The sequence below is a fragment of the Paenibacillus sp. An7 genome (assembly GCF_009870785.1).
Classification (GTDB): domain Bacteria; phylum Bacillota; class Bacilli; order Paenibacillales; family Paenibacillaceae; genus Paenibacillus.
This window is the reverse complement of the sequence record NZ_WTWX01000001.1, coordinates 579,238-599,123: the sequence shown is the minus strand read 5'-3', so window position 1 is coordinate 599,123 and position 19,886 is coordinate 579,238. Positions and strand designations below refer to the sequence as shown.

The window sequence follows — 19,886 nt, the reverse complement described above, 5'->3', positions numbered from 1 at the left end:
ATGTAAGCTTTACAACGTGTAGCAGGAGTGGATAAATATCATGGCACAATATACGCCGATGATTCAGCAATATTTGAAAGTAAAAGAACAAGCGCAGGATGCGTTTCTTTTTTTTCGTTTAGGTGATTTTTATGAAATGTTTTTTGATGATGCAACACTTGCGGCTAAGGAACTAGAAATCACTCTTACCGGCCGGGAAGGCGGAGTTGGCGAAAAAATACCGATGTGCGGAGTGCCTTATCACTCTGCTGATAACTATATACATCGTCTGATTGAAAAAGGGTATAAAGTAGCCATCTGTGAACAGATGGAAGATGCAGCAACAACAAAAGGGATGGTACGCAGAGAAATTGTGCGTGTCATTACGCCGGGAACGGTAATGGAAGGCAAGACGCTAGGTGATAAAAGCAATAATTATATGGTCTGCCTCACACAGAAAAACGGAATGATCGCCATTTCTGCATGTGATCTATCTACGGGCGAACTTTATTTAACATCAGCTCTTTATTCTGAGAAGTGGTTAAAAGACGAGATTGGGATTTATGAACCGTCAGAGATTCTTGGTGATGCGGCCCTTCTTCATACGGTAAAGAGTGAACTGATGACGGGAAATCGTCCAGTTACCTATACAGAATATGAAAAGAATAAAGCTGACTATGTTATTGAACAGTTTGGAGAAACGGTATGGGCTAGACTCGGTGAAGAACGCCAGCACTGTCTCGCGACTTTATTCTCGTATCTTCATGAGACGCAAAGACGCTCTCTTGGTCAGCTTACAGAGGTATCGACGTATGAACCTGATAACTATATGATCCTTGATCCTTTTACTAGAAGGAATCTAGAACTTGTAGAAACCGTGCGTGATCGGTCGAAGAAAGGCTCCCTGCTGTCTCTCATTGATAAGACGGAGACCTCCATGGGCGCGAGAATGCTCCGCCGCTGGATTGATAAACCTCTTTTGCAAAAAAGCAAAATTGAAGAGCGTCTAGAAGCGGTAGACAAGCTGTATCATCAGTTTATCTTACGTCAGGATATTCGGGATCAACTGCAAGAAATCTATGATCTCGAACGTCTTGTCGGACGGATTGCATTTGGGAATGCGAATGGCCGGGATATGAATGCACTAAAAGTATCACTTGCCAGGGTTCCTGCTTTGATTGAATTATGTCTGAACTCCCCATCTGAAACATTGCAAAAGATCGCGGGCTCCTTAGATCACTGTTCTGACCTAAAGGAACTCATCGAGGAAGCTATTGTGGATGAGCCGCCTGTTTCCGTACGGGACGGGGGAATGATTCGTGAAGGGTATCATGAGCATCTTGACGAGCTGCGTTATGCGAGTGTGAACGGGAAACGCTGGATCGCTGAGCTTGAGGCGAGAGAGCGTGAAGCAACAGGGATTCGTTCTCTTAAGATTGGATACAACAAAGTATTCGGTTATTACATTGAAGTGACCAAATCAAATGTCGCTTCCTTGCCTGAAGGAAGGTATGAGCGGAAGCAGACGCTTGCGAATGCGGAACGTTATATTACTCCGGAGCTGAAAGAGAAGGAGTCACTGATTCTGGAAGCCCAAGAAAAAATGGTAGGACTCGAATATTCTCTATTCATTGAACTCCGGGATAAGCTGGCAGGTGAAATAAAAAGACTTCAGCGTCTTGCCGAACAAGTCGCAGAGATTGATGTCTATCAATCCCTTGCTACGGTGAGTGCAGAGCGAGGTTTTGTAAAGCCAGTTATTACGGATGCATTTAATATGAAGATTACGCAAGGCAGACATCCGGTCGTAGAATCCGTCATGAGAGATGGATCGTTTATGGCTAATGATACGGTGATGGAACAAGAAGATCCGCGTATTTTGCTAATCACTGGACCTAATATGGCAGGAAAAAGCACCTACATGCGGCAGGTTGCATTGATTTCCATTTTGGCGCAAATGGGTTCATTTGTACCTGCTGCATCGGCAGAAGTTCCGATTATGGACCGGATTTTTACAAGAATTGGCGCAGGTGATGATCTCATTGGAGGTCAAAGTACATTCATGGTGGAAATGGCTGATATTCAGATCATGACTGAAAAAGCAACACCGCGGAGTTTGATTATTATTGATGAGCTTGGCCGGGGTACCTCTACAAGTGAAGGAATGGCCATTGCTCAGTCTGTGATTGAATATGTGCATGATCATATTGGCTGTAAGGCACTTGTATCGACTCATTTTCATGAGCTGTCTCATCTCGAGGATAGTCTATCTTCTCTTCGCAACTACTCGATGGCTGTTCAGGAAAAAGAAGATGAAGTGCAGTTCCTGCGCAAATTAATTCCGGGAGCTGCGAGCAGCAGTTACGGTATTTACGTTGCTAGACTTGCAGGTCTGCCTGACTCGATTATCGAGCGGGCAAAAGGTCTCATTCATGAGACGGTGGGTACGATGGACAAGCATGATCATGAGAAGAATGCACGGGCAGAGGCTGCTGCTGGCAGAGCACAAAGCGCGGCAACTACTGAGGCGGCAACTATTGAGGATAATACGCATTCTAGTCTATCCTCCAAGTCGGATGGACGTAAGACAGATGAATATGTCATGGAATCACCGATCTTCGAGACAGCTGTAGTGAGTACGCAAGATACGGGAGTAGTTCAGCTCTCGATTTTTGATGAAGAAGACATTCTTCCGAAGAAAAAAGCAACCCACGCAGAGGTAGACCCAGCTGTGAAGCAAATCATTAAGAAACTCAAAACAGCGGATTTAATGAATATGACCCCGCTGGAAACGATGCAGTTTGTGAATGACCTAAAAAAGAAAGTAAATGATTTATAATTTCAAATATAGTTTGAAGTAAAGGGAGGGTTAAAAGGTGGCTAAAATTCATGTCCTGGATGAACATATTGCAAACCAGATTGCTGCAGGTGAGGTAGTAGAAAGACCCGCTTCTGTAGTAAAGGAGCTTGTAGAAAATTCGATTGATGCAGGCAGTACTCGAATTGACGTCTCTGTTTATGAAGGGGGACTTCAAACGATTCGTGTCACGGATAACGGCGGCGGCATAGATCCCGATGATATGGAGACCGCCTTTTACCGTCACGCAACAAGTAAAATCGAGAATGGCAGAGATCTGTTTGAAATTACGAGTTTAGGATTTCGAGGAGAAGCACTTCCGAGTATCGCTGCCGTGTCTAAAGTTCGTCTTGTCAGCTCAAATAAGGATGACGGGCGGGGAAGAGAGATTGTAATTGAAGGCGGTAAATTAATCCGGCATGAGGATATTACCGCTTCTCAAGGCACTGATTTTACAGTAGAAGAACTGTTCTATAATACACCCGCAAGACTGAAATATATGAAGACCATTCAGACTGAGCTTGGTCATATTTCGGATGCGATCTACCGAATGGCGTTATCGCATCCCGATATCGCATTTACCCTGAGACATAATGGGAATATGCTGCTGCAAACGATTGGGAACGGAGATTTAGTTCAGGTGATTGCTGCTATATATGGAACTTCTGCGGCCAAAACGATGCTTCCGGTAAATGGAGAAAACCTCGATTATAAGATTAGCGGATTTGTGAGCCGGCCCGATTTTACAAGAGCCAACCGTAACGGAATATCAACGATTATAAACGGAAGATATATTCGAAACTATGGACTGAATCAAGCGCTGCTTAAAGCGTACCATACCCTGCTGCCTATTAATCGGTTTCCGCTTGCCGTACTGCAGCTTGAGATGCACCCTTCGCTGGTTGATGTGAACGTGCACCCGGCTAAGCTTGAAGTAAGGTTTAGTAAGGAAGCTGAACTTTACGCTTTTGTAGAGGAAATTGTACATGCTGCTCTGCGGAAGGAAGTGTTAATACCGCAGGTGGTTAAGCAAACGATTGGAAAACCGGGCAGCACTTCTACAGTGCAGGAACAATTCCATTTTCCAAGAGGTAAGATTGAAGATCGTGCAGAAACCAAACAGTTCTCGGGTTCTTTTGCGAAGCAATTGCCTATAACTGAAGAAAAAGAGTTACCTGCTACTGAAATGAGAGAGCGCGTGGTTGCCTATGATGGGCAGGATCGGGCTAAGGATCAGGTACTTCCTTCTAAGAGTTTAAAAGATGATCTGGATGAAGACTACATTCAGCCGGATGGGCAGCAGGAGACTCCTTCACCCTTTCACTATTCAGAGACTTCTTCAGAAGTGAGAAATGAGCGTCAACAACGGAGACAATCTCAGCTAAATAAGTCATTTAAAGACTATTATCGCGATATCGCTGCATCGAAAAGTAACAAGCCGAATGATGCTCATCATCAGTCTTCGGAGAGTCCAGAGCTTCCTGAGTTTCCTGAACTTTCTCTGATTGGTCAGCATCACGGAACGTATCTAATTGCGCAAAATGACAGCGGGCTTTATTTGATCGATCAGCATGCTGCTCATGAGCGAATAAATTATGAGTTTTATTACAAGCAGTTTGGTAATCCAGTAGAGGCATCTCAGGAACTGCTGCTTCCGATCACACTTGAGTTTACCCCTTCAGAAACAGAACAGCTGAAAACGAAGCTGACGTGGTTTGAGAAAGCAGGTGTCTATCTCGAGCATTTTGGAGGGCAGACTTTTCGTGTTACTTCCTACCCTTACTGGTTTCCAAAAGGAAGTGAAGAATCAATCATACTAGAAATGGCAGAATGGGTGTTATCGGAAAGGTCCATTGACTTATCGAAACTGCGGGAAGCATCTTCTATTATGTGTTCATGTAAGGCATCAATTAAGGCAAATCAGAAATTGACTGAAAAAGAGGCCGAGGTCTTGCTTGAAAGACTCGCAGCGTGTAAGCAGCCATACACATGTCCACATGGAAGACCCATTGTCGTTTCCTTTTCAACGTATGATTTAGAAAAAATGTTTAAAAGAGTTATGTAAATTGGTATAAGGAACGGAGAAGTTATGTTAATTACAACGGGGGAAACAGTGAATGGGGATCTAGTGAAAAGAGCAATGCAGCTGGCAGAAGCTACTGGATCCTTATATGTCCCAAGAAATAAAACGTCTATAGCCCTCATTGCAAAAGAGTATAAGGATGATGAGGTTGTTGTCGTCGTAAAAGATGGAGCACGTCTCAGCCGTCAAAATGAGCCAGAACTTTCTTTTCACCCGAGTATGGGTTATGTCAGGGCAAGGCGTATTTTACGGGGGGAAAGTGATCCAATGCTCACGGCATGTGACATCAAGGAAGGGGATACCGTACTTGATTGTACAGCCGGGTTAGGTTCGGATGCCCTGGTTTTTGCTGTAGCTGTTGGAAAAAGCGGTCACGTGATTGCTTGTGAAAGCTCGCATTCCTTATATACATTATTACTTGAAGGAATGAAGTACTACCGTACAGGCAAGCCTGAGGTAAATGAGGCATTAAGATCGATTGAACTAAAACATAGTGATCACCTGAGTTTGCTTAAGCAGATGGAAGATAAAAGTGTTGACGTTATTTATTTCGATCCTATGTTTCGTCAGCCGATGCTGGATTCGAGCGGTATAAACCCGCTTCGCCCCTTCGCAAATCGTGCTGCGCTGCAGTTAGAAAGTATAATAGAGGCGCGCAGGGTCGCAAGAAAGCGAATCGTATTGAAAGAAAAAGCCGGAAGCGGTGAATTTACAAGACTTGGGTTTCAAAAACCCGATCGTTCGAGGTCGAAAATAGTGTACGGAGTGATTGAACTTGACAATGAGCAATAAGCCCAAGCTGCTTGTCCTTGTAGGCCCTACAGCGGTGGGAAAGACAAAAATGAGTATAGAACTGGCCAAAACATTTAATGCCGAGATCATTTCAGGTGATTCTATGCAGGTATATCGGCAGATGGACATTGGGACAGCGAAGATTAAACCAGAAGAAATGGATGGAATTCCTCATCATCTTATTGATATTCATGAGCCGGACTATCCTTATTCGGTGGCAGAATTTCAGGCGAACTGCCGTCATTTGATCGAAGATATTCATGCGAGAGGAAAGTTGCCTTTTATCGTAGGAGGCACAGGCCTTTATGTGGAATCCGTGTGTTATAATTTTCAGTTCTCGGAAGTGGGCTCTGATGAAGAGTTCCGTAAGGAACAATTTGATTATGCGGATGTACACGGACCGGAGAAACTCCATGAGAAATTAAGAGAAATTGATCCACCGAGTGCCGAAAGATTACATCCTAATGATGTAAGACGTGTGATCAGAGCACTTGAAATTTATCATATGACAGGCACAAGACAATCCGATCAGCTTGCAGCACAAAAAAAGGAATCTCCGTATGATCTGTGTATCGTCGGTTTGACAATGGATAGACAAATGCTATATAAACGTATTGAAGACCGTATAGATGAAATGATGGAAGAAGGTTTAGTACAGGAAGTAGCTGCGCTGCTAGACCATGGTGTGGGACCAGGCTGCATTTCTATGCAAGGTCTCGGTTATAAAGAGATTGCTTCCTATCTTCGAGGAGAAGTTCCACTAGAAACCGCAGTAAGTGAACTGAAGAGAGATACGCGTCGCTTCGCCAAACGACAGCTATCCTGGTTCAGACATATGAAAGATATTCACTGGGTAGATATGACGGATACAGCAAATTTTCCTACGAGTTTCGCTATGATACGTGATATAATAGCTGAAAAGCTGAATTTGAAGTAACATCATCTTCAAAACAATCTAATAGAATTATTGGGGGTACGGCTAAATGACTAAGTCCATCAACATCCAGGATACGTTCTTGAATCAAATGCGGAAAGAAAACATTCCAGCAACCATATTTCTAGTCAACGGTTTTCAAATTCGAGGTACGGTAAAGGCATTTGATAATTATACGATAGTTGTCGATAGTGACGGACGCCAGCAAATGATCTATAAGCACGCCATATCCACATTTACACCTCAGCGCAACATTTCACTGATGCAAAATGGAAACAACGAAGAATAAAGCATGAAACTTTCTTAAAATGAAAATGTTAATAGTGATAAGGAATTGGCGGAGCAACCTGTAAAGGTTGTTCTTTTACTTCCTGCGGTATTTTTCCATGTTTCTACAAAAGGTAAAGAAAAAGACAGAAGGTAGCATGCACCATGCGTACCGAAAAAGGAGTCAGGGAGGTATCATGTCAAACGATACACTGTCCAGATCCGGCAATCGCAACAATAAGAATAATAAAAAGAAACCAAGCGATAAGAAAGCCGGATCTAAGAAGAAAAAAATTACAGGTAAACGTGTAGGATGGACTTTGTTTTTCACAGCAGCTTTTGCCATATTCATTGCACTGGCTGGGTACTTGTTCATTATGGTTAGCGGAGAACGCATTCTAACTGCGAATCTGGATAAAATGACCGTGAACGAAACATCGAAAGTTTATGACTCACAAGGTAATGAAATTAGTGAGCTGTCAATAGAAAACTGGGAACCGGCTACAGAAGAAGAAATTCCCCAGATTGTAAAAGATGCATTTGTTGCTACAGAGGACCGCAGATTTTATGAACATAAAGGGGTTGACCTTTGGTCCATTGCCCGTGCTGCGGTAAAAGACGTCATGGCTCGTTCATTAGTAGAAGGGGGCAGTACAATTTCCCAACAGTTAGCGAAGAACGTATTCTTAACTCGGGATAAAACGTTCTTCCGTAAAGCTACAGAAGTGTCTATTGCTCTCGCGATTGAACGGAAGTATACCAAAGACGAGATTCTTACCATGTATTTGAACCGGGTATGGTTTGGATATCAGGAGTATGGAATTAAAGCAGCTTCGCAGTTTTATTTTGGTAAAGATGATCTGGAAAAACTGGAACTATGGGAAGTAGCGACACTGGCTGCGATTCCAAAAGGACCGTCTGCTTATAATCCTTCAGGGAACCCCATTGATTCCAAAGCTCGTCGCGGTGTAGTTCTTGACCTGATGTATGAGCAAGGATATATCTCGAAGGAAGAGATGGAAGAAGCGAAGGAAGTTGAATACACATACGAAAGACCAAAAGAAGAACGTAAATATGATTCGTATGTCGACTATGTGCTGAAAGAAGCCGAAGAGGTAACAGGCAAAACTACCGATGATTTGAATATTGGCGGATATCAAATTTATACAGCGATGAGTACACAGGCTCAAGAAGCGGTCGAAGAAGCTTTTAAAAACGATAACTTGTTTGAAGATAGTCCTGATGATCAGAAAGTTCAAGGATCCATGGTGATTATGGATCATGAGACAGGAAGTATCGTTGCTCTTCAAGGAGGACGCGATTATCAGCGTCAAGGCTTCAACCGAGCAACAAGCAGTTATCGTCAGCCAGGATCGGCATTTAAACCGATTGCATCCTATGCACCAGCCCTTGAGACAGGGAAATTTACGAAAAACTCTAGTTTGAGTAATGAACAGCAATGTTTTGGTAATTACTGTCCGAAGAACTTACATGGATACTCCAGCACGATTGGAATGGCAGATGCGATTACAAAATCAGAGAATATCCCAGCAGTTTGGTTGCTTAACCAAATTGGTGTAGGTACAGGTTACGACTTTGCTAAAAAGCTTGGTATTACGATGACCGAAGATGATCGTAACCTTTCGATGGCGCTTGGCGGTCTGAACAAAGGGACGAATACACTTGAAATGGCTGCAGCCTACAGCGCATTTGCTAACCGCGGTCAGTACCAGGAAGGTTATGCAATTACGAAGATCGTAAATAGTGATGGCAAAACAATCTATGAGCATAAAGATGATAAAGAACAAGTGATGAGTGAAGAAACAGCTTATCAAATGACCCAGATGTTGCAAGAAGTTGTGAACAGCGGTACGGGTACAAGTGCTAGACTGAGCCGTCCCGTTGCTGGTAAGACAGGTACGACTCAAAGCGGTATTTCTGGAAACAGTGCAAACCGTGATGTATGGTTTGTTGGTTATACACCGGAATATACGGCAGCCGTATGGATGGGATATGATAATCCAGATGCAAAACACATGCTGAAAAACAGCAGTAAACTTGCTGCAACTTTCTTTAGTACGGTTATGGAAAAGGCACTGGAAGGGGTAGAACGGAAAGAATTCTTCACACCAAAGAATGAAATTCCTGACACGCCAGTGGCTCCTCCGGTAGAAGAACCGGAAGTAAATGTATCCGTCAGCGGTCTGAGTGCTTCGTATGATGTTAACCAAAAAGCGGTATCTCTTAGCTGGAAAGGATCATCAGCGGAGGGTGAGAAGTACCGCGTGTATCGTAAAGAATCTTCAGAAGGTTCATTTACCCGAATCCTGGATGGAATCTCAGAAACAAGTGCGACCGATACGGGAGCATTACCAGGGCTCACTTATGAGTACTATGTAACAGCCATTAACCCAGTGAACGGAGAAGACTCCGCTCCATCGAATACGGTTACTCTCTTCATTGAAGCAGAAGAGGTAATACCAGAAGAACCAGAGCAGCCAGAAGCCACTCCTGATGAGGGAGATGAAAACTCTGGCGAAAACCAGAATGGTAATGATAATGGTGACAATAACGGAAATGGTAATGGAAATGGCACGGGTAATGGTTCTAATGAAGGAAATGGTAATGACAGCGGAAATGGCAACACGGGCAACGGCAATGGGAATGCCAATGGTGATGGAAATAATGCAGGAAATGAAAGCGGCGGCGGTGAAGCGGAAACCCCTGATCGTGGTGAAAACAACGATTCCGGTGGGGGAAATGAAACTACCGCTCCAGAGGAAACGGCTCCTCCTGCTAGTGAAACCCCTCCTTCTACGAATGGAGCCACAACCCCTCAAGCCGATACCAATAAACAAGATGGAACTACACCCTAAATAAATGATTTGAATTCAAAAGAAGCCAGCAGGTAATGACACCTGCTGGCTTCTTTCTGTTCTATGGGAAGCGGCTTTGAGTGTATATCTTAAATATGGTAAGCTGTAAATACCTTGTAGATCGTTCTTGATTGAATACGAAATGATATAAATTAAGAACTTGGATGCAGTGAAGGGATCACTTTATCCATAATGAAAGGCATCCGCCAGGATGTGAGTAATGAATGAAGAGGGATGAGGATGAAAAGAAAATTCGGAGATCGAGCCAATTGGCGTAGAATTACCAATCGGCAATTTGCTTGCCGCTATGTGGAGAGCGAAGAATTCACAGGATATTTATCCCTTTATACGATTCATGATTTGAAGGAACCGCTGTGGAAGACTTACGGCGGATATACGTTTTGTACGGCAGATAAAGGTTACTCTTGGCTTCAGTATTTTCCAAAAGATGAACACTATGTTGTGACAGCTATGTTTGATGATGAGGACCAAATTGTTGAATGGTACATTGATACGTGTCGTAATCAGGGGATTACGGATCAAGGAGTACCCTGGTTTGATGATTTATATCTTGATGTGATTGTCCTCAAAGATGGAGAAATATTTTTACTGGATGAAGATGAACTGGATGATGCGCTGGAGAAAGGTCACATTACAACAGCAGATTATGAATTATCAACGAGAACGGCTCAGTATCTTCTTCAGACGATCGATGCTCATTCCTTTCCTTATTTCAAAATGTCCTTGAACGATCGGGCAAATTTATTTGAAAATGGTGACTTTAAGGAGTAAACATGAAGATAGAGAAGTTAAGTAAGAGACAAAGATTAAAAGAGGTTATCTACGCCACGAAGGCTAGAAAGCGATTTTTTAAGACAATCCTTCTGCTTGCTGTTCTCTTTATAATTTGGATCGGGTATACCCAGTGGAGAATCCTTACGCCAAGCGAAACAAATATAAGCGGACAAAAGGTAGATGTCGGAATTGTACTTGGAGCCTCGCTTTGGGGAGATGTACCGAGTCCTGGTTTGCAGGAACGATTGGACCATGCGCTGATGTTATATGAAAAAGGGACTTTTACTTATTTCATCGTGAGCGGAGGGCTTGATAGTTCTGAGCATAGATACACGGAAGCTGAAGGGATGCAGCAGTATCTTGTTCGGCAGGGAGTAGACCCGAGGTACATTCTTTTAGAAAATGAAGCTACGAGTACGTACGAGAATTTACTATACAGCAAACGTATCATGAATGAACATGGCTTCCATTCTTCGGTCATTATTACTCATGATTTTCATGGTATGAGATCACTTGAAATAGCTGCATTCCTTGATTATGATCAACCCATGATTTCACTAGCTGAATCCGTTGCCATGCCATTTTGGCCTAACCAAATAAGAGAAACTCTTGCTTATTCGAAGTGGAAGATGGATCAGATTATGCTCTCTTTCTAACAACCTACTTTCGCAAAACTTCTAATAACATCCGCTTCGCTAGAATACCTTAAGTAGAGGAAGTTAAGCCCCTGAAGAGTAGAGGTGAGCGTTTGATGAATGGAAGAGCGATGGCAGCTGGAGGGGGTCAGGAAGGCAGACCTTCCCGGCAAATTAATGTGGTACTTCGTAATCACACCGATTTGTATAGTGTACAGGGCGGCCCAGCAGCGGAGGTGGATACAACACAGGCTCAGATCAAGGATAATCCTCAATTCGCCATGTACCAGGATATTCAAAAAGAGTTAGACGAACTTGTGGGACTTGATAGCATAAAAGATTTTGTGTTCGAAATCTATGCGTTTTTGCAAATTGCACAAATGAGGACCGAGGCGGGTCTTATTAGCGGTTCTCATGTTTACCACATGGTCTTTAAAGGAAATCCGGGTACAGGTAAAACAACAGTGGCTCGAATTGTTGCGAAACTATTTCAGAAGATGGGGGTTCTCACCAAAGGACATTTAGTAGAGGTAGAACGGGCCGATCTTGTGGGTGAATATATTGGACATACCGCTCAAAAAACGCGGGATCTTGTGAAAAAATCGCTCGGTGGTATTTTATTTATTGATGAAGCCTATAGTCTCGCTCGCGGTGGAGAGAAAGATTTTGGTAAAGAAGCGATTGATACATTAGTAAAAGGAATGGAAGATTTCAAAAATCAATTTATCCTCATCCTGGCCGGATACTCAGAGGAAATCGACTTTTTTATGCAAACCAATCCTGGTTTGCCTTCTCGTTTTCCCATTCAGATTGAGTTTCCTGACTACTCCCTTGATCAATTGATCCAAATATCAGAACTTATGGCGAAAGAACGGGATTATATTTTAATGCCGCAGTCCATACTCAAGTTAAAACAACATTTACTAGAGGAAAAGAATGATACCTCTCATGCTTTTAGCAACGCAAGATATGTTCGGAATATTATTGAAAAGTCCATTCGTCATCAGGCGGTTCGGCTGCTAAATCAATATTCATCAGGAAGCCCAGGAAAGCTTGAGCTGATGACGATACGAACAGAGGATTTAAAACTGGAGACCAAATAAATACAAAGGCAATAATACAAGCAAACGATATGAACAATAAGGAGCAAACATGATGGCAAACTCCACGCACGAAACAAATATGGATATTAAAGATAAAGCAATTTTGGTTAGTCTTGTGACAGATCAAGTAAAAAAAAGCGGGATTAACCCAGAGTATTCTCTGGAGGAACTTGTTAAACTGGCTGAGACAGCTGGAGTTGAAGTACTCAGTGTAATTTCGCAGAACAAGGAAAAAGCAGATACCAAATGGTTTATCGGAAAAGGGAAAGTGGAAGAACTTAGACTCGTCGCGGATGAGCTTGGGGCAACTACGGCTATTTTTGATCAAGATCTCTCGGGTGCTCAAGTAAGGAACCTGGAAGCAAGCCTTGATCTCAAAATCATTGACCGTACTCAGCTCATCCTTGATATTTTTGCCCAAAGAGCAAACACAAGAGAAGGTATTATCCAAGTCGAACTCGCACAGCACTCTTATTTACTTCCGCGCTTGTCCGGTCATGGTAAGAATTTATCACGTCTAGGCGGCGGAATTGGTACCCGTGGACCGGGGGAAAGCAAGCTTGAAACAGATCGTAGACATATTCGTAATCGAATCAGCGATTTGAAACGTCAATTGGAAGAAGTGACGCGTCATCGGAAACTATACAGAGAGCGCCGCAAAAAGAGCGGAGTTATTCAGGTTGCTCTTGTTGGTTATACGAACGCGGGGAAATCCACCCTGCTCAAACAACTGACAGCAGCGGATGTGTATATTGAGAATCAATTGTTTGCTACCCTAGATCCTACTTCTCGTACGATGGAACTTCCAAACGGCAAGGAAATTGTTCTAACCGATACGGTTGGATTTATTCAAAATTTACCGCATGATTTAGTCGCTGCATTCCGCGCTACTCTTGAAGAAGTGAATGAGGCTGATCTCATCCTCCATGTAGTGGATGCATCGTCCGAGATGAGAGAAGACCAGATGAAAGTAGTTCATAAGATCCTTGAAGAGCTTGGAGCGGCGGATAAACCGCAGATTGTACTATTTAATAAAAAAGACGCGTGTACACCAGAACAGCTTCAAATGCTGCCATCAGGTAAAGGGTACAAGAAGATTAGTGCCTTTGATGAAGCGGATTTACTCAGTATTCGTGAGATGATCCAAGAGGAACTGGCAGGAGAAACGGTAAAGTTCCGTGTACCTGCAGAAAGAGGAGACATTACTTCCGTTATTTATCGTGTGGGTGATGTAATTAACACAGAATATGATGAAAGTGATGTTATATATGAAGTACAAGTTCAGCAAGGGGAATATGAGAAGCACGGATACTTGCTAAAAGATTTTATTGAAGTTTAAAATTTCATTTATTAATAATTTGACGTGATTTAACTGGAATATCATCTAACATAATAAAGTGCATATCATGTCAGATTTGTACGCATGAGGAGAGAAGAAGAACATGAAGGCCGTTTTTTCAGAAGAAATTGTACGTTTAGGGCAAGAGATTGAAGAAAAGATTGAAGGTAGACTCAGAGAAGTGGACCGAATCATCGACAAGAATCAGTGGAAAGTCATTGAAGCTTTTCAGAAGAAGCAAGTTAGTGATTATCATTTTGCAGGATCTACTGGATATGCATACAATGATCGCGGACGTGAAGTGCTGGATGAAGTGTATGCTGAAGTCTTCGGGGCAGAAGCAGCATTAGTGCGGCCGCATTTTGCCTCGGGAACACATACCATTGCTACAGCGCTTTATGGAGTGCTTCGTCCAGGAGATGAACTGCTGTATATAACAGGCACACCGTATGATACGTTACATAAAGTCATAGGAAAAGCTGGAGATGGCACAGGGTCATTACATGATTTTGGAATTACGTATCAGGAGACTGCACTTACTGCTGAGGGTAACATTGATTGGAGTGCGGTGGAAGCAGCCATTGGTGAACGTACAAAAGTGATCGGTATTCAGCGATCCAGAGGTTATGACTGGAGATCCTCTTTTACGGTGGCACAAATTGAAGAGATGGTTCAAAAAGTGAAGGCGTTAAAAGAAGACGTCATTGTTTTTGTGGACAATTGTTATGGAGAATTTACGGAAGAGAAGGAGCCTACAGAAGTAGGCGCTGATCTAATTGCAGGTTCTCTGATTAAAAATCCGGGCGGTGGTATTGCCGAAACCGGTGGCTATATTTGCGGAAAAGAAAAGTATGTTCAGCTTGCTGCTTACCGCCTTACAGCACCAGGAATCGGCGGAGAAGTGGGAGCGATGCTTGGGACGACAAGAGGAATTTACCAAGGTTTATATTTAGCTCCTTCCACTGTTGGACAAGCAATCAAGGGGAGTATTTTTGCTGCGGCTATGTTTGAAGCGGTTGGCTTTATCACAAAACCGGCATGGCATGAGATGAGGACCGATCTCATTCAGGCTGTTTCTTTTGATGGCCCAGACCATCTCATTGCTTTTGTACAAGGAATCCAGAAAGCTTCAGCAATCGATAGTCATGTGGTACCAGAACCTTGGGACATGCCGGGTTATGAGCATCCAGTGATCATGGCAGCAGGAACTTTTATTCAAGGTGGAAGCCTTGAACTATCCGCAGACGCACCGATTAGAGAACCTTACATAGGATATATGCAAGGTGGTCTTACTTACTCTCATGTGAAATACGGCGTTCTTATGGCACTGCAAACAATGAAAGATCGTAGTTTACTGTGAGTTTTCCTTACATATCATTGACACTTCATATCATATAAATGTACAATGATGGTATATAGAATACTTGGAAGGTAGATGAACGACATGGGTGATGAAATCCGCAGAAATATGGCCTTATTTCCTATTGGAATCGTTATGAAACTTACGGATCTTTCTGCAAGACAAATTCGCTATTATGAGCAGCATAATTTAATCGTCCCAGCGCGTACATCAGGAAATCAGCGTCTTTTCTCTTTTAACGATGTAGAACGATTGCTTGAAATTAAAGCTTTAATTGAAAAAGGGGTCAATATTGCGGGGATTAAGCAAGTAATGAACCCAGTTACAAAAGAATCAGAGGAAGCAACGGTTATTACTCCTGACACCGAAGTGAAACGAAGAGAGCTATCGGATTCTCAGCTGCACCGGATGCTCAAGCAACAGCTGGTTGCTGGTAAACGTCCAGGTCAGGTTTCCTTAATTCAAGGTGAGTTGTCACGCTTCTTTAACAAAAAGTAAGTTTCGTGAGCCGAAACTTAGGTGATAAGTTGAAATAGGACTCCAGGTTCACTTTCTTGACATGTGGAAGTGCGCCTGTGACAATGAATGGGGAACCAACATTTTCTAAAGCAATAGCAATCGTGCTATTACTTTAGAAAACGGATCGGCTGTCCTGCATGCACTCATTGAAGCTGATAACTTATATGAAGAAAAGGGAGAGGATTTTGTGAGTTTTACTAAAGAGGACATTATTCGTATTGCAAAAGAAGAAAATGTACGCTTTATCCGTTTGCAATTTACTGATCTGCTCGGTACGATCAAGAACGTTGAAATTCCAGTAAGCCAGTTACAAAAAGCATTGGATAATAAAATGATGTTTGATGGATCTTCCATTGAAGGTTATGTTCGTATTGAAGAATCGGATATGTACTTGTACCCGGATCTAGACACTTGGGTTGTATTCCCTTGGGTTGCTGAGAACCGTGTTGCACGTCTTATCTGTGATGTATATATGCCAGATGGTACTCCATTTGCAGGAGATCCGCGTGGTATTTTAAAACGTGTACTTAAAGAAGCGGAAGAAATGGGCTACACTTCCATGAACGTGGGACCTGAACCTGAATTCTTCTTATTCCGTACGGATGCAAACGGTAATCCGACAACAGAACTCAATGACCAAGGTGGTTATTTTGACCTTGCTCCAATGGATCTTGGTGAAAACTGCCGTCGTGAGATCGTACTTACTTTGGAAGAGATGGGCTTTGAAGTTGAAGCTTCTCACCATGAAGTGGCTCCAGGACAACATGAGATCGACTTCAAATATGAAGAAGCTGTCAAAGCAGCGGATGAGATTCAAACTTTTAAACTCGTAGTAAAAACGATTGCTCGTCAGCATGGTCTGCATGCAACCTTTATGCCAAAACCTCTATTTGGTATGAACGGATCAGGGATGCACTGCCACCAGTCCTTATTTAAAGGTAATGTAAATACATTCTATGATGAGTCTGATGAACTTGGTCTGAGTAAAGAAGCTCGCCATTACATGGCAGGTATCCTGAAACATGCTCGCGCTATGGCAGCAATCACGAATCCAACGGTGAACTCTTACAAACGTTTGGTTCCTGGATATGAAGCACCTTGTTACGTAGCATGGTCAGCAAGTAACCGCAGCCCGATGATCCGTATTCCAGCATCACGCGGTCTAAGTACTCGTGTTGAGGTTCGTAACCCGGATCCAGCAGCAAACCCTTATCTTGCACTTGCTGTAATGCTGAAAGCAGGTCTTGACGGTATCAAACGTGAACTATCATTACCAGCTCCAATTGACCGTAATATCTACATCATGTCAGAAGAAGAGCGTATTGAAGAAGGCATTCCTTCCTTGCCAGCTGACCTGAAAGAAGCACTGCATGAATTGATCCGCAGTGAAGTAGTTACGGACGCACTAGGCGAGCACGCACTTGCTCATTTCTATGAATTGAAAGAAATCGAGTGGGATATGTATAGAACACAAGTTCATCAATGGGAACGCGATCAATATTTGACGCTGTACTAAAACTTGTAACCCTTGGCGCTCTAAGCGCCAAGGGTTTTTTTGTAGATATTGATAACAGATTTTATTTTTCATTAACACTCGAAAGCAAGAGTTTGATAAAATCACAGCTACAACCCTTTCAGAATGAAGGGATCTCCATACTTAGACACGGACCAATAATGTAAAGGGGAATAAAATGGCGATTTTACGAGATATATTTAGCGATGGTACTGATGTTGAATTTACTTTTGTTAAGTGTATTCCAGGGAAATTTGAAGGTTGTCAGCTGAATTTTAAGTATTATCTAAACCATGAAAAAGTATATGACTTCGTCTTTGGTTGGACGAATATCACCATTGAAAATTACATTGAAGTGACATCGAGTTTTCCGCTGGATATGTTAAACGATTTTTTACTAAATAATTTATATATGTCTTTTGAGAATCACCTTTATGGATTGGAGTGGGAAAAGCGGAAAGAGAAAAATACATATCGATTACGATTATATGATTCCAGAATAGACTGCCGACTGAATGTAACAGATACGGAGGTAAGAGAGTTTGGAAATGAATTAAGAATGGAATGGGAAAAAGGATTTATCAATGTGAGGTAAGTTGATCCTGTTGATTAGTAGTGGAGTAAAACGAGAAAAGCAGAGATCTGCGTTATAAGATCTCTGCTTTAAAAATATAAGTGCAAATTAAATTATTTTATTTTTTTAAAAATTAATGAAAATCACGGAAAAGACCAATAACTTTACCTAGTATCGTTACTTTTGTAAGCCGGAGAGGTTCATATGTAGGATTCTCAGGCTGAAGACGAACATGATCTTTTTCTTTGTAGAAAGTCTTCACTGTAGCTTCATCATCTTCTGTCATTGCTACGACGATTTCACCATTGTTAGCCGTTTGCTGCTGACGAACAATGACATAATCCCCATTGACAATACCAGCTTCGATCATACTATCGCCTACAACATTCAACATAAATACTTTCTCTTCTCCAACATATTGCATAGGGAGAGGGAAATAGTCTTCAATATTCTCTGTTGCAGTAATAGGAATACCTGCAGTTACTTTACCAACGACAGGAACTCTCACAACCGTCTGAGCAAACTGGCTTGTCTCATCTAACTCATCATGACTTAACAGCTCGATTGCACGAGGTTTCGTAGGGTCTCTGCGAATTAAACCTTTCTTCTCCAAACGATCCAAGTGTCCGTGAACAGTGGAGCTGGACGCGAGTCCGACAGCTTCACCAATCTCTCTTACGGACGGTGGATATCCTTTTAATCGAACTTCATTTCGTATAAACTCCAAGATTGCTAATTGCCTGCTGGACACCTTCGACATACCGTATCAACTCCACTTTATAACGTTTGGGAAAATTATAGCATAGAACCTCCGTTCGTACAAACGTTAGTTCTAAAAATAGAACGAACAATTGTTCTAAAAAGCTATTGTCCAAAACACATGTTCGTGTTATAGTGATCAATATAGAAATGAGAACAAATGTTTGGAGGACGATATATATGCTTAAATACAGTACATACAGTAGTATCTATAGCAACACTGAAGGAACTCAGGATCATACTTTGTTTGGTAAGTTATTGCATCAATTAATTGTTAACAATAGACGTTTTTTGGTTCGTCTGGCCATTATTATTAGTGTTGTTTTTTTATGTCTAACCGGTTTTATGACGGTGTTTACTAATGCAAGTAAAATTGTTTCCTATCAAGAGTTTGTTGTATCTACAGGGGATTCCTTATGGTCGATTGCTTTAGAACATAAACCGTATCACATGGATACTAGAGAATATATAGAACGAATTAAGCAACTGAATGTGATGGAAACAAGTGATATTCAAACAGGCCAAGTATTAAGTTTACCTCATGTAGAGTAGGGGGAATGCGTTATATTTTTTGAATGTTATCTCTATGTTATCTGTTAATTAATTCAGTTCACTTTCACATACAGTTCATTTTTATGCTATTTATATCATTTTTTAATGGACGACCGGCAAGGGCGCAATTCACAATTGTGTCCTTTTTTTGTTGTTTACATAACGAGGTCCAGCCATACAGGTATATACCTTGACAACCCTTTATTTACATGGCAAAGTTAAGTAGATTGTGCTTTTTTAAGGGGAGCAATTTAGAGGAAGGAAGAGAACTTCCTTTATACTAAACTAATATGATTCCCGTGATAAAAGTATAGGTTTAATCATAGTTATGAGTGGAAAGTTAGTATATAACTACCATGATAGAATAACTGCATTGTACAGATTTTAAAGGGGGATTTACATGGCAAGTTCATTTGAAAGAGCAGTCAAAAGGAATCAACACAAAGTAAATAAGAATCGCAAAAAAAAGGGACAACCCGTCCTTGGCTCCGGAATGGAAAATGAAGATATTTTTAAAGGAAGAGCGTTTATCTTTCCTTTCGTACTCGTCGTACTTGCTTTTATGTTTCTAACACTCAGTGGCGTTACAAAAGACGGTATCTCTGGGTTTGATTGGTTTGTATTTATACTATATATTGGACTAGCATTAATGTATTTCTTACGTCGTCCTTATCTTAAAGTAGGTAAGAAACGGATTAAGACCATTAAGCTGAGCAGAGAACGTTCGCTTGGTGTAGAAGACATCAAACGCATTGTGGTAGATAAAGGTTCAATTATTATTGAACACAATGCTAAAGGCAGTAACTGGGCTTTCAGTCGTTTGCTTAATTTGTATGATACTGATGCAATGGGCGAAAGACTCATTACCTTTGCACAGACACATCAGATTCCAGTAGAGGATAAGAAAGCTCTTAAAGAAGCTAAATAAATCGATCGACTCTAGGGGGAG

17 protein-coding genes are annotated in these 19,886 nt (G+C 41.9%); 16 read left to right on the top strand and 1 reads right to left on the bottom strand.

The genetic code is table 11. From position 1 onward, the window contains the following. Positions 1 to 40: 40 nt before the first annotated feature. From mutS to GQY27_RS02625, 14 genes are all read left to right on the top strand, one after another. Positions 41 to 2,818 carry a DNA mismatch repair protein MutS gene (gene mutS, locus GQY27_RS02690; protein ID WP_160031950.1) on the top strand — a complete coding sequence of 926 codons (2,778 nt, stop codon included), beginning with the start codon at positions 41 to 43 and terminating at the stop codon, positions 2,816 to 2,818. A gap of 37 nt (positions 2,819 to 2,855) precedes the next feature. Then, a complete protein-coding gene (gene mutL / locus GQY27_RS02685; protein WP_160031949.1) occupies positions 2,856 to 4,901 on the top strand; it encodes a DNA mismatch repair endonuclease MutL in 2,046 nt (681 codons plus the stop codon). A gap of 24 nt (positions 4,902 to 4,925) precedes the next feature. Continuing rightward, on the top strand, positions 4,926 to 5,711 hold the full coding sequence (locus GQY27_RS02680; RefSeq protein ID WP_160031948.1) for a class I SAM-dependent methyltransferase: 786 nt from the start codon (positions 4,926 to 4,928) through the stop codon (positions 5,709 to 5,711). After that, positions 5,695 to 6,648, top strand: a complete 954-nt coding sequence (gene miaA / locus GQY27_RS02675; RefSeq protein WP_160031947.1) for a tRNA (adenosine(37)-N6)-dimethylallyltransferase MiaA — start codon at positions 5,695 to 5,697, stop codon at positions 6,646 to 6,648. The genes GQY27_RS02680 and miaA overlap by 17 nt, the downstream gene beginning before the upstream one ends. A gap of 46 nt (positions 6,649 to 6,694) precedes the next feature. Next, entirely contained in the window at positions 6,695 to 6,934 is a 240-nt protein-coding gene (gene hfq, locus GQY27_RS02670; RefSeq protein ID WP_160031946.1) for an RNA chaperone Hfq, read from the top strand. Between the two features lie 175 nt (positions 6,935 to 7,109). Beyond that, entirely contained in the window at positions 7,110 to 9,788 is a 2,679-nt protein-coding gene (locus GQY27_RS02665) for a transglycosylase domain-containing protein (RefSeq protein ID WP_160031945.1), read from the top strand. Positions 9,789 to 10,028: 240 nt separating this feature from the next. Then, positions 10,029 to 10,580 (top strand): ribonuclease FAU-1 family protein, encoded by a 552-nt coding sequence (locus GQY27_RS02660; protein WP_160031944.1) that lies wholly within the window; start codon positions 10,029 to 10,031, stop codon positions 10,578 to 10,580. 2 nt (positions 10,581 to 10,582) lie between these two features. After that, the gene (locus GQY27_RS02655; RefSeq protein ID WP_201450662.1) at positions 10,583 to 11,239 is read left to right on the top strand and encodes a YdcF family protein; all 657 of its coding nucleotides are present in this window, start codon (positions 10,583 to 10,585) and stop codon (positions 11,237 to 11,239) included. 95 nt (positions 11,240 to 11,334) lie between these two features. Then, positions 11,335 to 12,321 (top strand): AAA family ATPase, encoded by a 987-nt coding sequence (locus GQY27_RS02650; protein WP_160031943.1) that lies wholly within the window; start codon positions 11,335 to 11,337, stop codon positions 12,319 to 12,321. 52 nt (positions 12,322 to 12,373) lie between these two features. After that, positions 12,374 to 13,660 (top strand): GTPase HflX, encoded by a 1,287-nt coding sequence (hflX, locus tag GQY27_RS02645; protein WP_160032051.1) that lies wholly within the window; start codon positions 12,374 to 12,376, stop codon positions 13,658 to 13,660. A gap of 103 nt (positions 13,661 to 13,763) precedes the next feature. Further along, a complete protein-coding gene (locus GQY27_RS02640; protein ID WP_160031942.1) occupies positions 13,764 to 15,020 on the top strand; it encodes a methionine gamma-lyase family protein in 1,257 nt (418 codons plus the stop codon). A gap of 84 nt (positions 15,021 to 15,104) precedes the next feature. Further along, a complete protein-coding gene (locus GQY27_RS02635; protein ID WP_160032050.1) occupies positions 15,105 to 15,518 on the top strand; it encodes a MerR family transcriptional regulator in 414 nt (137 codons plus the stop codon). A 208-nt stretch (positions 15,519 to 15,726) separates the two neighbouring features. Next, entirely contained in the window at positions 15,727 to 17,055 is a 1,329-nt protein-coding gene (gene glnA, locus GQY27_RS02630) for a type I glutamate--ammonia ligase (RefSeq protein WP_160031941.1), read from the top strand. Between the two features lie 175 nt (positions 17,056 to 17,230). Then, the gene (locus GQY27_RS02625; RefSeq protein ID WP_160031940.1) at positions 17,231 to 17,647 is read left to right on the top strand and encodes a hypothetical protein; all 417 of its coding nucleotides are present in this window, start codon (positions 17,231 to 17,233) and stop codon (positions 17,645 to 17,647) included. A gap of 112 nt (positions 17,648 to 17,759) precedes the next feature. Here GQY27_RS02625 and lexA read toward each other — a convergent pair whose 3' ends face one another. Next, positions 17,760 to 18,386 (bottom strand): transcriptional repressor LexA, encoded by a 627-nt coding sequence (gene lexA, locus GQY27_RS02620; protein ID WP_160031939.1) that lies wholly within the window; start codon positions 18,384 to 18,386, stop codon positions 17,760 to 17,762. 179 nt (positions 18,387 to 18,565) lie between these two features. Here lexA and yneA point away from each other — a divergent pair, with 179 nt between their 5' ends. Then, on the top strand, positions 18,566 to 18,937 hold the full coding sequence (gene yneA / locus GQY27_RS02615) for a cell division suppressor protein YneA (RefSeq protein WP_160031938.1): 372 nt from the start codon (positions 18,566 to 18,568) through the stop codon (positions 18,935 to 18,937). A gap of 400 nt (positions 18,938 to 19,337) precedes the next feature. Continuing rightward, complete coding sequence (locus tag GQY27_RS02610; protein WP_160031937.1) at positions 19,338 to 19,865, top strand: methyltransferase; 528 nt, start codon at positions 19,338 to 19,340, stop codon at positions 19,863 to 19,865. Positions 19,866 to 19,886: the final 21 nt, after the last annotated feature.

Coding starts and splice junctions, on each gene's coding strand:
- GQY27_RS02635 (WP_160032050.1), top strand. CDS start 15,105: ATGGGTGATGAAATCCGCAGAAATATGGCCTTATTTCCTATTGGAATC.
- lexA (WP_160031939.1), bottom strand. CDS start 18,386: ATGTCGAAGGTGTCCAGCAGGCAATTAGCAATCTTGGAGTTTATACGA.
- GQY27_RS02650 (WP_160031943.1), top strand. CDS start 11,335: ATGAATGGAAGAGCGATGGCAGCTGGAGGGGGTCAGGAAGGCAGACCT.
- GQY27_RS02625 (WP_160031940.1), top strand. CDS start 17,231: ATGGCGATTTTACGAGATATATTTAGCGATGGTACTGATGTTGAATTT.
- GQY27_RS02680 (WP_160031948.1), top strand. CDS start 4,926: ATGTTAATTACAACGGGGGAAACAGTGAATGGGGATCTAGTGAAAAGA.
- mutS (WP_160031950.1), top strand. CDS start 41: ATGGCACAATATACGCCGATGATTCAGCAATATTTGAAAGTAAAAGAA.
- hfq (WP_160031946.1), top strand. CDS start 6,695: ATGACTAAGTCCATCAACATCCAGGATACGTTCTTGAATCAAATGCGG.
- GQY27_RS02660 (WP_160031944.1), top strand. CDS start 10,029: ATGAAAAGAAAATTCGGAGATCGAGCCAATTGGCGTAGAATTACCAAT.
- yneA (WP_160031938.1), top strand. CDS start 18,566: ATGCTTAAATACAGTACATACAGTAGTATCTATAGCAACACTGAAGGA.
- GQY27_RS02640 (WP_160031942.1), top strand. CDS start 13,764: ATGAAGGCCGTTTTTTCAGAAGAAATTGTACGTTTAGGGCAAGAGATT.
- GQY27_RS02665 (WP_160031945.1), top strand. CDS start 7,110: ATGTCAAACGATACACTGTCCAGATCCGGCAATCGCAACAATAAGAAT.
- hflX (WP_160032051.1), top strand. CDS start 12,374: ATGGCAAACTCCACGCACGAAACAAATATGGATATTAAAGATAAAGCA.
- GQY27_RS02610 (WP_160031937.1), top strand. CDS start 19,338: ATGGCAAGTTCATTTGAAAGAGCAGTCAAAAGGAATCAACACAAAGTA.
- GQY27_RS02655 (WP_201450662.1), top strand. CDS start 10,583: ATGAAGATAGAGAAGTTAAGTAAGAGACAAAGATTAAAAGAGGTTATC.